This is a genomic window from Paenibacillus sp. FSL H8-0260, from assembly GCF_045040625.1.
GTDB classification, from domain to species: Bacteria; Bacillota; Bacilli; order Paenibacillales; family Paenibacillaceae; genus Paenibacillus_AQ; species Paenibacillus_AQ odorifer.
The window spans coordinates 5,700,888-5,714,126 of sequence record NZ_CP150298.1 but is presented as its reverse complement, the minus strand read 5'-3'; the positions used below and the strand labels follow the sequence as shown (position 1 = coordinate 5,714,126).

The 13,239-nt window shown below is 47.1% G+C and carries 14 protein-coding genes; 12 read left to right on the top strand and 2 right to left on the bottom strand.

Features of this window, described 5'->3' with window-relative positions; all coding sequences use genetic code 11:
• Positions 1–39 precede the first annotated feature (39 nt).
• The 3 genes from MHI51_RS25375 to MHI51_RS25365 all read left to right on the top strand — a co-directional run bounded on the left by MHI51_RS25375 (position 40) and on the right by MHI51_RS25365 (position 3,023).
• The gene (locus MHI51_RS25375; RefSeq protein WP_076187192.1) at positions 40–1,155 is read left to right on the top strand and encodes a glycosyltransferase; all 1,116 of its coding nucleotides are present in this window, start codon (positions 40–42) and stop codon (positions 1,153–1,155) included.
• A 53-nt stretch (positions 1,156–1,208) separates the two neighbouring features.
• Positions 1,209–1,379 carry a hypothetical protein gene (locus MHI51_RS25370; RefSeq protein WP_175619029.1) on the top strand — a complete coding sequence of 57 codons (171 nt, stop codon included), beginning with the start codon at positions 1,209–1,211 and terminating at the stop codon, positions 1,377–1,379.
• A 171-nt stretch (positions 1,380–1,550) separates the two neighbouring features.
• Positions 1,551–3,023, top strand: coding sequence for a glycosyltransferase (locus tag MHI51_RS25365; RefSeq protein ID WP_339169622.1), 1,473 nt, complete (start codon positions 1,551–1,553; stop codon positions 3,021–3,023).
• A 258-nt stretch (positions 3,024–3,281) separates the two neighbouring features.
• Here the strand turns inward: MHI51_RS25365 and MHI51_RS25360 are convergent, their stop codons facing one another.
• Positions 3,282–3,797: a hypothetical protein gene (locus tag MHI51_RS25360; protein WP_405173343.1), complete on the bottom strand. Its 516-nt coding sequence runs from the start codon at positions 3,795–3,797 to the stop codon at positions 3,282–3,284.
• An 80-nt stretch (positions 3,798–3,877) separates the two neighbouring features.
• Here MHI51_RS25360 and wecB point away from each other — a divergent pair, with 80 nt between their 5' ends.
• The 8 genes from wecB to MHI51_RS25320 are packed head-to-tail and all read left to right on the top strand — an operon-like array spanning position 3,878 to position 10,836.
• Entirely contained in the window at positions 3,878–4,972 is a 1,095-nt protein-coding gene (gene wecB / locus MHI51_RS25355; RefSeq protein ID WP_076103696.1) for a non-hydrolyzing UDP-N-acetylglucosamine 2-epimerase, read from the top strand.
• A complete protein-coding gene (locus MHI51_RS25350; RefSeq protein ID WP_036679704.1) occupies positions 4,962–5,948 on the top strand; it encodes a polysaccharide biosynthesis protein in 987 nt (328 codons plus the stop codon). The genes wecB and MHI51_RS25350 overlap by 11 nt, the downstream gene beginning before the upstream one ends.
• Positions 5,945–6,784, top strand: a complete 840-nt coding sequence (locus tag MHI51_RS25345; protein WP_076130430.1) for an SDR family oxidoreductase — start codon at positions 5,945–5,947, stop codon at positions 6,782–6,784. The genes MHI51_RS25350 and MHI51_RS25345 overlap by 4 nt, the downstream gene beginning before the upstream one ends.
• Entirely contained in the window at positions 6,781–7,752 is a 972-nt protein-coding gene (locus MHI51_RS25340) for an NAD(P)-dependent oxidoreductase (RefSeq protein ID WP_076219319.1), read from the top strand. Before MHI51_RS25345 ends, MHI51_RS25340 begins: the two co-directional genes overlap by 4 nt.
• A complete protein-coding gene (locus tag MHI51_RS25335; RefSeq protein WP_076134235.1) occupies positions 7,749–8,465 on the top strand; it encodes a glycosyltransferase in 717 nt (238 codons plus the stop codon). Before MHI51_RS25340 ends, MHI51_RS25335 begins: the two co-directional genes overlap by 4 nt.
• A 5-nt stretch (positions 8,466–8,470) precedes the next feature.
• Positions 8,471–9,046: a class I SAM-dependent methyltransferase gene (locus tag MHI51_RS25330; protein ID WP_076277638.1), complete on the top strand. Its 576-nt coding sequence runs from the start codon at positions 8,471–8,473 to the stop codon at positions 9,044–9,046.
• Between the two features lie 33 nt (positions 9,047–9,079).
• Positions 9,080–9,802 (top strand): glycosyltransferase, encoded by a 723-nt coding sequence (locus tag MHI51_RS25325; RefSeq protein ID WP_076141520.1) that lies wholly within the window; start codon positions 9,080–9,082, stop codon positions 9,800–9,802.
• On the top strand, positions 9,799–10,836 hold the full coding sequence (locus MHI51_RS25320; RefSeq protein ID WP_076141521.1) for a glycosyltransferase family 4 protein: 1,038 nt from the start codon (positions 9,799–9,801) through the stop codon (positions 10,834–10,836). Before MHI51_RS25325 ends, MHI51_RS25320 begins: the two co-directional genes overlap by 4 nt.
• Before the next feature lie 76 nt (positions 10,837–10,912).
• Here the strand turns inward: MHI51_RS25320 and MHI51_RS25315 are convergent, their stop codons facing one another.
• Positions 10,913–11,980, bottom strand: coding sequence for a glycosyltransferase family 4 protein (locus MHI51_RS25315; protein ID WP_076219322.1), 1,068 nt, complete (start codon positions 11,978–11,980; stop codon positions 10,913–10,915).
• Between the two features lie 201 nt (positions 11,981–12,181).
• Between MHI51_RS25315 and MHI51_RS25310 the strand changes: the two genes are divergently transcribed.
• Complete coding sequence (locus MHI51_RS25310) at positions 12,182–13,225, top strand: YhcN/YlaJ family sporulation lipoprotein (RefSeq protein WP_341003764.1); 1,044 nt, start codon at positions 12,182–12,184, stop codon at positions 13,223–13,225.
• The last annotated feature ends 14 nt before the right edge of the window (positions 13,226–13,239 follow it).

Genomic DNA, 13,239 nt, shown 5'->3' with positions numbered 1-13,239 from the left:
AAAGGAGCGAGGATGATGATGAACAACAATGAATTTATTATGCCTGCACCACCGCTACCTCTGACACCTCCAGAGGAAGAAAAGCTTCGTGGTCGTCTGAGTGGTTTTAAGGGCGGATATGATGAAGGATATTTACGGGGGCGGCTTGCGATTTTGGATGGCCGGCCAGAAGAAGTATTTCCCGTACGGAATATTCATGTAATGTATGTGGCTTCTGGTAAAGGATATCCCTACTCTCCATTAGATGATGCAGTCCTCTATGCGCTGCAAAAATTAACCACACAAGTCACGATAACGGATGTGCGCCAAAACTTAGTGGAGTTAGCCGCCGCTCAAAGGCCGGATCTGGTACTTGTGCTGGATGGTATGGATTTACCGCTTGAGCAGATCTCCGTTCTTCGGGCTAGCGGAATTAAGACAGCCATTTGGCTTACAGATGATCCTTATTACACTGATTTTACAGTTAAAATTGTGGCGCATTACGATTTTGTGTTCACGCTTGAGCGTAATTGTATTGATTTTTATAAGGGACTTGGCTGCCCTGAAGTTCATTATCTTCCTTTTGCCGCTCACCGCGAGCATTACCGTCCAACTACAACACGTTCACCATTGAATCGCGAAGTTAGTTTTATTGGCTCTGCCTATTGGAACCGGGTTAATTTCTTCCGTGAGATTCTTCCGGATTTGATGAACTATAACACGGTGATTAACGGCATCTGGTGGGACCGTCTGCCTGAGGCGGCACTCTATGGAGATCGAATTGAGATTGGTAAGTGGATGTCACCACAGGAAACAGCGGTAGCTTACAGCGGATCCAAAATCGTCATTAACCTCCACCGCTCGCACATTGATGAAGTAGTGAACAACAATACGCTTTCGATTCCGGCGGTATCTCCTAATCCGCGTACTTTTGAAATCGCGGCTACGGGTACGCTGCAATTAGTGGATGCCAGAGATGATATGGGATCTTTCTACAAACCTGGTGAAGAAATTGAGACTTTTGCAAGCCCTCAAGAAATGATGGATAAAATCCGTTTTTACTTGACTCATGAGGAAGAACGCCGTGCGATTGCCCTGCGCGCTTTTGAACGGACGCTTAAAGATCACACCTACACCAAACGTATACACCAGCTGTTAACAGTAATTTATGGCTAGGTCATATGCCCGGAAATGGAACGGAAATGTGCGCTTACCAGGGGACAGGTGTCGTGCCGGCATCTGTTTTTCCTCGATATACTGTAGAACCGAACCTCAGCTTATGCCTGTGGCCTGATGAAAAGAAGCAACGTCTGGAGCGGGCTTGTATAGCGGAGCGGAAGCGACTGGCTAGATTCGAGAGCAGAGTGGAAGTGAAGGGGCGAAGCTCGGGAGCGAATTGAAATTGACTGACGAGATTCTAGAGCGAAGCGGAAGCGATGTTGCGAGTCACAGGAGCGACCATTTTCAAAGAGAGTTTTACTGCGAAGGACAGAACTTAGCGCAAAGTTTGTAAATTTTTTAAGGAGGTGAATGGCTGCTCCAGGCCCCTCGTTAGGGAGCGCCGAAACGCCATGGCTGACAAAGCTACAATCGTCCTCTTTTCACATGTATCCAATACACGCAGTATTACGGGAGCGGAGAAGCTATTGTTGTTTTTCGCTCAGGAGCTTTCTCCGTACTTTAATTGTATTCTCGTTGCGCCTCAGGACGGCAAGCTGACTTCTCAGGCTCGAAGCTGTGGAATAAGTGTACAGTTGCTTTCGATTCCTCTTTTATATGGAATGTACACTCCTTATGCAGGGTTGGAGGCAGATGCTCGGAAATTCCAGGAAAGCAGGGAGTATCACGAATTAACAGACTGGCTGAATTCCCTGCGCCCGGCGTTTGTTATTACAAGTACCTGTGTGCATGCTCTGCCAGCAATGGCTGCAAAGTCACTGGGCATTCCGGTGATATGGAAAATATCAGAGACGATAACAGACAATGAATATACACCTATTAGTGTAGGGCTGATTCATCGGAATAGTGATGAGATACTAGCTATTTCACAAACAGCTGCGGCTTGCTTTCCAGAGGACGTGAGAGCGGAAAAAGTGATCCAGCTGCCTCCCTCTTGGAATGATAAAGAGATGATGATTGAGGCTTGGAGCAAGCTTCGGAGCGAACGGCGGCGGGAATTGCGGGTTAAACCGCATGAACAGCTGATCGGCTATATTTCTTCTTTTATCAACAAGGAAAAAGGTCTAGAACATTTTGTGAAAATGGCTGTGCTTGTGCACGCGGTTCATCCAACCTCGAAATTTGTTGTCATTGGGTCAGCTGGCGATAAAAGCTACTATGAGCGCTGTGTCCGCAAGGTGAAGCTTGAGGGACTGTACACCCGGTTTAAATTTGTTGGTTATGCTGAATGTCTTCCATCTGCCTATTGCGCCATGGATGTGCTAGTGGTTCCTAGTCTGATCCGCGAAGGCTTCGGCATGACTGCTCTGGAAGGAATGGCTTTTGGAAAGCCCGTGGTCGCTTACGACTCTGGGGGCTTGCGAGAAATTCTGCACGCAGCGGGCTGTGGCGAAAATCTCGTGCCAGCATCGGACATTTCCGCGCTGGCAGAAAGAGTCAACGTCATGCTGGCGCAGCCGGGACTGGCGTTGACTCTAGGCAGTCAAGCGCGGGAGCGCGTCGACGCCGTCTATGGTCCGGCGGCTTATCGGAGCCGCCTGCAGGGCCTTGCGGAGATGTGGAACCTCCGCTATTGCAGCGCACCTGCGGTGCGCGAGGCTGACAGCGTGGTGGTGGTGGAACCACCCGCTGTCCAGCCTGATTTACCCGCAGCGTCGCCGGCTTTGCCGCCGCGAAGCAAGGGCCTGCCAAGCCGCGTCGCCCGCAAGCGGCGCGGCAAAGCCCGGGCGCGCCGGCGAAGCGGGCGCCCGTTGGTTTTGCGCCGCGTTGCTCGCAAGCGGCGTAAAGGTTCTGCCCGGCGGCGCAGCACTGCCGGGGGGAAGCGCCGCCGGGCCCGCCGCGGTGGACGGCGGCGCGCGGCGTAAATGCCTCGATTGCAGCGAAGCGGCAAGCTGAGCAAAAAGAGAGGCATATTTGCCCTCGAATGCGTCGAATTTCGCAAGCTGAGCGCAAAGAGAGGCATATTTGCCCTAGATTTCGTCGAATTCAGCTAGCTGAGCGCAAAGAGAGGCATATATGCCCTAGATTTCGTCGAATTCAGCTAGCTGAGCGCAAAGAGAGGCATATATGCCCTAGATTTCGTCGAATTCAGCTAGCTGAGTGCAAAGAGGGGCATATATGCCCTAGAATGCGTCGAATTCGGCAAGATGAGCGCAAAGAGAGGCAGTTATGCCCTTGAATGCAGCGAATTTAGCTAGATGAGCCCAAAGAACGGTATAAATCCCGCAAAAAGAGCTCATTACAGCAACCTGAGCCCAATGAGCGGTATAAATCCCGCTAAAAGAGCTCATTCCAGCAACTTGAGCCCAATGAGCGGTATAAATCCCGCAAAAAGAGCTCATTCCAGCAACCTGAGCCCAATGAGCGGTATAATTCCCGCTTATTGATCTCAATCCAGCAACCAGAGCCAAATGAACGGTACATTTCCCGCTAAAAGAGCTCATTCCAGCAACTTGAGCCCAAAGAACGGTATAAATCCCGCTAAAAGATCTCAATCCAGCAACCAAAGCCAAACGAACGGTATAAATCCCGCAAAATAAGCTCAATCCAGCAACCAGAGCCAAATGAACGGTACATTTCCCGCTAAATGAGCTAAATCCAGCAACCAGAGCCAAATGAACGGTATAAATCCCGCTCAATGATCTCAATCCAGCAACTAGAGCATAATCCGCTGACTGAGCAAGTCAGACCATAATTAAACAGGCAGGGGAGTGAACTCATGAAGATCATGACGATTTTAGGCACGAGGCCTGAAATCATTCGCCTCAGTGTAATCATTCCGCTTCTCGACGAACATGCTGAGCGGCACATCCTGGTGCATACAGGCCAGAACTTCACCGCCAGTCTCAGCGGCATTTTCTTTGCTGAGCTGGGACTGCGGGCACCGGATTATGTGCTGCAGGATAAACAAGCAGGACTAGGCGGCCAGCTTGCCGCCATGTTCGGAGGGTTAGAAAGTATTTTACTAAAAGAACAGCCAGATCGCGTCTTGCTTCTGGGCGATACGAACAGCGCGTTATGCGCGATTTTGGCTGAACGTATGGGAATTCCGGTGGTGCATATGGAAGCGGGCAACCGCTGCTATGACCTCCAAGTACCAGAAGAGAAAAACCGCCGTGTCATCGACGCCGTTTCGACCATTAATATGCCTTATACGCAGCAGAGCAAAAGACATCTAATCAGCGAAGGTTTCCCCAGCAGGCGTATCGTGTTAACAGGAAATCCGATCCATGAGGTCATGACCCATTTTGAGCACAAAATCCAGACTAGCGACATTCTGGAACAGCTGAAGCTTACCTCAGGACAGTATTTCCTAGTCACGGCCCACCGTGCTGAGAATGTAGATGATCCAGAGTCCCTTGTACAAATTATGTCGGGTCTAAACGCAGTGGCTGAGCATTTTGGAATTCGTTTAATATGCAGCATTCATCCTCGCACTCGCTCCAAACTTACCGAGCAATTTTCCCTTCCAATGAACCCACTAGTTGAATTTCATGAACCTTTCGGATTTTTTGATTTTGTCTATTTGGAACAGCACGCCTTATGTGCCATCACCGACAGCGGGACTGTACAGGAGGAATGCTGCTTGATGAAAGTGCCAACAGTTACGATTCGCAGAACGACGGAACGTCCAGAAACAGTGGATTGTGGCAGCAATGTAGTCTCAGGTGTAGATCAGAAAAGTATTCTGCGCAGCGTCAAGCTGATGACGGCGCTCAATCGGGATTGGGAGGCACCGGAAGGATACATGACTCCGGATGTTTCGGTCAAGGTAGTTAAATTCTTGCTTGGAGGGAACCTGCATGTTCAATAATAAAAGGATTGTGGTCACAGGCGGAACTGGTTCCTGGGGGCATGAACTGATTAGGCAACTTCTGCCACAAAATCCTAAGGAAATCATCGTATTCTCCCGCAGTGAATCCGCTCAAGTGGCGATGAGCCGGGAGTTTGAAGATCAACGTCTCAGCTTTATCATTGGCGATATCCGTGACAAGGATGCGCTGATTGCAGCCTGCCGTGGCGTTGATTATATCTTTCATCTGGCGGCGCTCAAACATGTTCCAGTCTGTGAAGATCAGCCTTATGAAGCACTCAAAACCAATGTAGTGGGAACTCAAAATGTGATCGAAGCTGCCATTGTAAATGGCGTTGAGAAAGCAATTTACATCTCTACCGATAAGGCTGCGAACCCATCCAACTTCTATGGAATGACCAAAGCGATCGGGGAAAAATTGTTCGTTTATGCCAATCTGATTGGCTCAAACACCCGGTTCGTTACTGTACGCGGAGGTAATGTGCTCGGAACGAACGGCAGCGTAGTGCATTTGTTCATGAAGCAGATTAAGGATAAGGGTCAGGTACGCATTACGGATATGAAAATGACCCGTTTCTTTTTTACCCTACGCGATGCTATTACGTTATTATTTAAAGCTTCTGAGGTTAGCTTGGGTGGAGAAATCTTCGTCATGACTATGCCTACCTGCCGAATTATCGATCTTGCTGAGGTGCTGATTGAAGCTTCCGGAGAGTCCAATGTGAGTATTGTCGAGACCGGGATTCGTCCGGGGGAGAAAATCCACGAGATTTTGATGAGCGATTTCGAAAGCTTAACTACCGTTGTCTACGATGAACAGTATCTAGTAATTCTCCCTACGCTGAACATGCCGGAATTAAAGGCACATTATAGCGCTTATCCTCATGTCTCTTTCAATAGCTTCAGTTCAGAGACGAATCTGATGGATCGGGAAGAGATCAAAAGCATCTTGATCCGGGGAGGGTTCCTGCAATGAAGCTGCTTATCCTAGGTGGAAACGGTATGGCGGGGCATATGCTGGCGGATTATTTTCGCCGCCAGGGCAAGCATCACGTCTTCCATACAACCCGGGATAAGAGCGATCTTGGCGGGCTGTATGTAGATGCGAACGATATAGCCGGAGTTGAGAAGCTGGTCGATATCGTTTCCCCTCATTGCATTATCAATGCAATGGGGGTTCTCAATCAATTCGCGGAGCGTGACAAAATTGGGGCTTACCACGTGAATGGCTTTCTCCCTCATCACTTGTGGCGAAAGGCAGAGGATGTTCAGGCAAGGCTCATCCATATCAGTACCGACTGCGTGTTCGAAGGAACACGCGGAGGGTACACCGAAGAGGATGCTCCTGATGGAACCTCTGTATATGCAATTTCGAAAAGTCTCGGTGAGGTGCAAAAACCCGGGCATCTTACGATTCGCACTTCCATTATTGGTCCCGAAATCCGCTCAGGCGGTATTGGTCTGATGGATTGGTTCCTGGCGCAGAGTGGTAAAGTTTCAGGATACCGGCGGGTGATGTGGAACGGGGTCACAACGCTCCAATTAGCCAAAGCAGTGGATGTAATGCTGGATTCCCCCGTATCGGGGCTGATCCATTTAGCGCATCCAGAGCCGGTAAGTAAATATGAGCTGCTTCAGCATATTCAGGCGGCTTTTCATAAAGAAAATGTGGAGATCATCCCTGAGGATGAACATATTCAGGATCGTACACTAGTGAATACAAGAGCGGATGTCCTCTTGCCGCTGCCTTCATATCCTTTAATGCTGCAGGAACTGGCTGACTGGATGAAACAGTCAGAGATGTATTTATGACAGGTCAAAGACTTCTGATTACCGGAGCCGGTGGATTCACCGGGCAACATGCCGTTCGATTATTTTCGGCAGGAGGGGCTGAGGTTATCGCTGTATTGCGGCCGCAATCAACAGCTGCCTCCACTCTTTTTCCAGAAGGAGTAAAGGTTTATGTTTGTGATTTAAGTGACCGGAAAGCAGTAGCTGAGATGATCAAGCAAACTACACCGGACGCTGTCCTTCATTTGGCTGGGAAGAACTCCGTACCCGAGTCATGGCTTAATCCCTTGCTTTATATGGAGACCAATGTGATGGCCACCTTATATTTACTGGAGGCCATGCGAAGCCTGCCGAGCAGTCGGATTCTAGTGGCTGGCTCCAGACTTAAGTACAAACCGGGTGTGGTGGCTGGGCCACCACACCCGTACAGTCTTAGCAAAACAATAGAAGAGCTGGTGTCCCTCGCTTGGGGCACCTTATTTAAACAGCCGGTTCTGCTGGCTGAGCCCTGTAATCTGATTGGTCCCGGTCCTTCCACCGGCTTCTGCTCTTTATTAGCACAGCACATTGTCCGAAGTGAAGGCCAGCCAGAAGAGGAAATACCTCCATTTAAGCTCTCTTCTCGTTATGCGCTGCGTGATTTTTTAGATGTAAGAGATGCCGTTAGAGCTTATGATTACATTTTGCGTAAAGGTACAAATGGAACCATCTATCGCATCGATTCGGGGAAGCAGCGGGAACTCGGGGAGATCGCGGAGCAGCTGCTCAGTCATTCTGTAGGTCCAGTGCCAATGGACTGGGGACCCGCAGATGCTGAACGGGCTATTTCAGAGATCGCAGCCACTGCAGATAAGCAGGTTCGTTCAGAAGCATCAACCCCTGAGGCTGATGTGACTTCACTGGGCTGGCGTCCGGAAATTGGACTTAGCCAATCGTTAATGGATATTTTGAATTATTACCGAGTTAGCGGGGAGGGGAGGTTGTTATGAGACCGAAGGTTTCGGTAGTGATTCCTTTTTATAATTGTCCTTATATTGAGCATGCTCTGCAAAGTGCGTTCTCCCAGTCTTGGGAACCTTACGAAATCATTATTGTCGATGACGGCTCACATGCTCATAGCAATCTAATTACACCGTATCTTTCCCGAATTCATTATTTGGGCAAAGGCAATGGGGGAACCGCCTCCGCACTGAATCACGGCATATTGAATGCAACGGGGGACTATGTGGTCTGGCTTAGCTCGGATGATTTATTTTATCGGGATAAGATCAACAATCAGGTTCTGTTCATGGAGCAGAACCACTTGTTAATCTCCTATACCAACTTTAATTATATTAACGCTCAATCGCAGCTGGTTCAGCTGAATGCTGCGCCATTGTTTCCTAGTCACCTGGATTACTTACGTTGTTTTTTACACGGTAATCCCATTAATGGCTGTACGGTGATGTTTAAACGAGAGGTGTTTGGAGCCATCGGACTTTTTGATGAATCACTTCCTTACACCCATGATTATGACTTATGGTTCCGCGCCATTCTAAACGGATATCCACCGGTGATGTTGAATCAATCCCTCACAGCTTACCGGACGCATGAGGGCATGGGAACGATCAAATATTTTGATGTAATTATGGCAGAGGCAGCTGCGACCAATGCCCGCTACAAAAATTCGCTGCAGCACTTGATTTCTTCTATGGGGGGCTGAAGGTAATGTACCGGGAAATTGAAGTGAATGACTTTCTGCCAGTCTTACTGGAACAGTTGAAATTCTGCCAGAGTATTCTGGATATCGGCAGCGGCACCGGTACCCTGCTTGAACGATATGAAGCCGCAGTAGTGCTTGGATTAGAAATTCACAGGCCGTACCTGCTGCATCGTCAATATAAGTCACCTCATATTATTCCGGTACATGCAGATGCCAGTCATATGGATAAATTATTCCTCCCCAAAACATTTTCAGCGGTTACCTTTATTGATTCAATAGAGCACTTTAATAAAAATGAAGCGAAGACTCTGCTAGGGATGGCCGAAAGAATCGCCAATAACCGAGTAGTTGTATTTACCCCTCGGGGCTTTTTTCCACAGGAGGGTATGGATCATTATCATTTGCAGGGAGAGCATTATCAAAAGCATCGGAGCGGGTGGGAGCCGGAGGATTTTATTGCACTTGGGTACGAGGTAACGGTACTTAAAGGTTTCCATCATGCCCAAAACCCATCGTTTCGTGAAGCATTCGGGGAGGGCCATGCACCAGTAGATGCCCTGCTTGCTTGTAAAACAGTATAAAAGTTGAGCTCCGGGTGAAGGAGGTGAGCGCGTATGAGTGAAGAACCTAAAGTATCGGTGATCATCCCATTTTATAACTGTTCGTATGTGGATCTCGCCATCCAAAGTGTCTTGGATCAAAGCTATCCGAATATAGAACTTATTGTAGTCGATGACGGTTCTACCCTATGGCTGGAGAAGTTGGCCCCCTTCCGTGACAGAATCATTTATATACAAAAGAGTAATGGAGGGACGGCTTCTGCTTTGAACAAAGGGATAGAAGTGGCTACCGGAACGTATTTTGCCTGGCTCAGTGCAGATGATCAATTTCACCCGGATAAAATCAAAAACCAAATAGAAAAGCTCAAAAGTACGGGTACTTTGTTTAACTATACAGCCTATTATTATATAAATGAGCAGGGAGAACGGATCTCAGATACGGTAAGTATGCTTTTTAGCAGCAGAGCCCATTTTATTGAGACTATGATGTTGGGTTGTCCGGTGAATGGGAGTACAGTTCTTCTTCATATGGATATATTTCGTGCTGTAGGAACGTTCGATGAAATGTTGTTATATACTCAAGACTATGATTTATGGCTGCGTATTTTACCGCATTTTAGCTGGTCTTATATTGAGTATCCGCAGCTTGATTATCGAGTGCATCAAGAGATGGGCTCAGTGATTTATAGTGAGGCGCAGAAAAGAGAGATAGAACAGGTACAAGCAAACCATCATGGGGTTCTATCGCATCTGCTGCTAAAGGAGAGAGGGGAATGAAATTAATATTTCCTGTTCTAACTCTATCTAGGGGCGGAGCACAACGGATGCTGGCAGAACTGGCTAATCGTCTGTCAGAGATCGGTCATGAAATTACGATCCTCTTGCCCAGCGATGGTGTCGTTGAATACGAGATAAATTGTGAATTGCGTTATGCGGCAGATGGTGATTTGTCGGCCAGCGATTTTCCAGTGGGGGACGTGATTGTCTCCAACTTTTATACCACAGTCGAGGTATCGCAGCAGGCAAGTAATGAGGGAAAAGGGATTCATATTCGTTTAGCGCTTTGCTACGAGCCCACTTTTTTACCTGACAATAGCCGTTCTTTTGCATCCTATAGTTTAACCAGCAATCTGCTTGTACTATCCCGTTGGCAGCAAGAAATCGTCCAGATGAATCATGGGATTAAGGGGACAATCGTGCCCATTGGTGTGAATCCTGTTTTTAGAAATTTGAACATTCGTGAACCTGAAAATAAGCTTGTAGTTTCCGCGGTTATGCGAAAGCCAGAGGGTGGATTCTCAGGCCATCGTGAACAAGACTATTTGCTTGAACAGTTAAATCGGGTCAGAAGACTTCATCCAGAAGTTGAACTTTATTTGATTATTCCTCCTGGTGAATTTGCTGAGTCGACTACCCTGCAAACTTTATTAGCGGACGAACGATATCATATAAGGACTCCTGCAAATGATACTGAGCTTTGTTACCATTATAGTGAGAGCGATATTTTTGTAAGCTCAAGTACGTATGATACGGGATCGCTACCAGGCATCGAGGCTATGCGTTGTGGAGCAGCACTCGTTACTGTTTACTCCGGTGGGAATATGGAATATGGCAGGCATGGCCATAACTGCTTAATGTCCTACCGGTTTGAGAATCGGCTCGCGGATGATATCATAACCTTAATTAAAGACCCGGATTTACGCCAGCGGCTGGCTCGTAAGGGGGAGCAGGATTCACAGCATTTCACTTGGGAAAAAAGCACACAATTGTTTCAGAATGCACTGTTTGAGATCGTAGCGAGGAACTCTTAATAATATGTCCTTAAAATATAAAAAACCTTCAATACCACGTGAGAAGTGGCTTGAAGGTTTTTTTGCATGATATCGGTTAGAAGATGGCATAGGAATTCATCATTTCACGAAAAGATTGCGCATACTTCTCGGTTCCGAAGCGTGAGACCATATATCCTCTTCCTTGCTGGCGGAGACCCTCTCGCAGAGGAATATTGTTCATAAGCTCCAGTCCTTCGTTGACGGCAGTTGGAATATTGCCAAGCGGGTAAAATTTACCCGTGACATTATGAACAATAAAGGATCTGACACCATCGGAATCTGTACTAAGTACTGGACAAGTGCAGCAAATCGCTTCGGCAACAGCATATCCAAATCCTTCTGTAATGGAGGTAGCTAACAGGAATCCACCCGAATTAGCGATCGAGGAATAATAAATGGGCATTACATGATTAGGAATATTGGTAAAAGTACTTAGACGATCATTCAGCCCTAGGGCGTGTAGCTCCTCCTGAAAGGATTGTTTCTGATCCTCTGCGGCTAAATTAGGATCATGGAACATCCACAAATGAATATCTGGTTTATAAAGGCGAATTTCATGGGCGATTCTCAAATATTCCCGCCAATTTTTATTGCTCTCTAGCCGGCCTACCCAAGCGATAACCGGATTAGCGGGAGGTTCAGCAGGGATATGCTGAAAGGACTGGACATCAACAATATTCGGAATTACATAACGATGCAGCCAGGGACAGATTTCAATAAAAAGCTCCAATAAATGATCGGTTGGCGGGATTAGTACTGCATTACAATAAGAACGTAAATAAGGGACGGCATCTCTGATCAGAGTTTCCGCATGACTGCGTTTTCCAAGGCCTTGAGATTCGTATATCATAATACCGCGGTAACCGAGTTCACGCAGACGTTTCAGTAATAAATAATCAGATGTAACAATAATGGCATCGTAATTATGGGTCTCCAGCAAATTTTTAATTTCTTCATCTGAAGATGAGACAAATACCGGAAAATTGGTCGTATTCTGGCCTGAACCCGGCATTAGATATAAAACATGGCATTCGATCCCACTTCGCTGGAGACTTTCACATCGCAGCTTATTTAATGTCTCCACCCCGCCACTCGGTACATAAAACGTAAATAGAACTTTCATGCACAAGCCTCCTGACTTTTGCGGAGTAATACCGACTTGTTGAGATATGGCTTACTGTTTATAAGATACGCCGATCTGCACTCGCGGGTGACGGTCAAAGCGGCATAGTTCCAAATCCTTTCAGGATAGCTTGTTCTTCAGAAGGTCATCCTAACGATCGTACACTGCACACATACAACATTAGAGATGGAGGATGAATTCATGTTGCGATCCAAGATCAGTATGTCAGTCTCAGCTGCATTGCTTCTCGGCTTGGTGAGTATTACAGGGTGTGGAACCAATACGGCAGAAAAATCGAATGTGCAAACCAATAGTGTCCGGGGAGTAAATGATGGGCGTATTGGTGTGAATTCCGTACGCGGTGGCACGCATAACATCACTAAGATGGAAGTTAGTCAGGAGCTTGCAGACCGGATTGCTGCAATGCCTGAAGTCCGTTCAGCGAATGTAATGCTTGCAGGAAAAAGCGCGTATGTAGCAGTAACTTTAAATGATGCAACTGCTGGCCTGCGTGCCAAAGGGACTCCATCGTATCGGGCAAAATCCTCAACCACTCCTCACAATTACGGACCGACTGGCGTAATGTCTGGTACAGGAAGAGTGAAAATTGGCCGTGATGGAATGAATGATACTGGAGCCGTAACCAATGGTATGAACGGAGCCTTAAAAGGTACTGTAAATACAGTTCCTGGTACAACAAGTACTGGACCGGCAACTAGAAATGGAATCAATGGCATGGGTAATTTGGGAGCGGGTATGTTGGGGACAGGAACAGGAACAGGTACAGGTACAGGAACAGGTACAGGTACGACAAGAAACCATACTTATAATAATGGTCCTCTGCTGAACAGCAATGGCTCGAAACATGATGTAGATATGGGGATAGGAAAAGGTATGGGAACTGGAATGGGAATGGGCATGCGCAGTACCACTCCTAGTACCCATGATACGAATTACAGAAGTAATTCGACGCATATGTATAACACCAATAGCACGAATAACACAAATAACACCATAAATACAAGAGAAACAGAAACAGTTACCAAAGCAATTAAAGATAAAATTGCTGCAGAAGTTAAAAAACATGATGCGAGAATTAAGGATGTATACGTATCAGCAAATCCTGACTTCGTGGAACGCGCCAATGTTTATGCTGAAGAGGCTCGTGCCGGTCATCCGATAAAAGGATTTGTGGATGAATTCCGCACCATGGTTGAACGAATTTTCCCAACTCGTAATTATTAATGATTTTTGTGATC

Coding starts and splice junctions, on each gene's coding strand:
- MHI51_RS25375 (WP_076187192.1), top strand. CDS start 40: ATGCCTGCACCACCGCTACCTCTGACACCTCCAGAGGAAGAAAAGCTT.
- MHI51_RS25365 (WP_339169622.1), top strand. CDS start 1,551: ATGGCTGACAAAGCTACAATCGTCCTCTTTTCACATGTATCCAATACA.
- wecB (WP_076103696.1), top strand. CDS start 3,878: ATGAAGATCATGACGATTTTAGGCACGAGGCCTGAAATCATTCGCCTC.
- MHI51_RS25350 (WP_036679704.1), top strand. CDS start 4,962: ATGTTCAATAATAAAAGGATTGTGGTCACAGGCGGAACTGGTTCCTGG.
- MHI51_RS25345 (WP_076130430.1), top strand. CDS start 5,945: ATGAAGCTGCTTATCCTAGGTGGAAACGGTATGGCGGGGCATATGCTG.
- MHI51_RS25340 (WP_076219319.1), top strand. CDS start 6,781: ATGACAGGTCAAAGACTTCTGATTACCGGAGCCGGTGGATTCACCGGG.
- MHI51_RS25335 (WP_076134235.1), top strand. CDS start 7,749: ATGAGACCGAAGGTTTCGGTAGTGATTCCTTTTTATAATTGTCCTTAT.
- MHI51_RS25330 (WP_076277638.1), top strand. CDS start 8,471: ATGTACCGGGAAATTGAAGTGAATGACTTTCTGCCAGTCTTACTGGAA.
- MHI51_RS25325 (WP_076141520.1), top strand. CDS start 9,080: ATGAGTGAAGAACCTAAAGTATCGGTGATCATCCCATTTTATAACTGT.
- MHI51_RS25320 (WP_076141521.1), top strand. CDS start 9,799: ATGAAATTAATATTTCCTGTTCTAACTCTATCTAGGGGCGGAGCACAA.
- MHI51_RS25315 (WP_076219322.1), bottom strand. CDS start 11,980: ATGAAAGTTCTATTTACGTTTTATGTACCGAGTGGCGGGGTGGAGACA.
- MHI51_RS25310 (WP_341003764.1), top strand. CDS start 12,182: ATGTTGCGATCCAAGATCAGTATGTCAGTCTCAGCTGCATTGCTTCTC.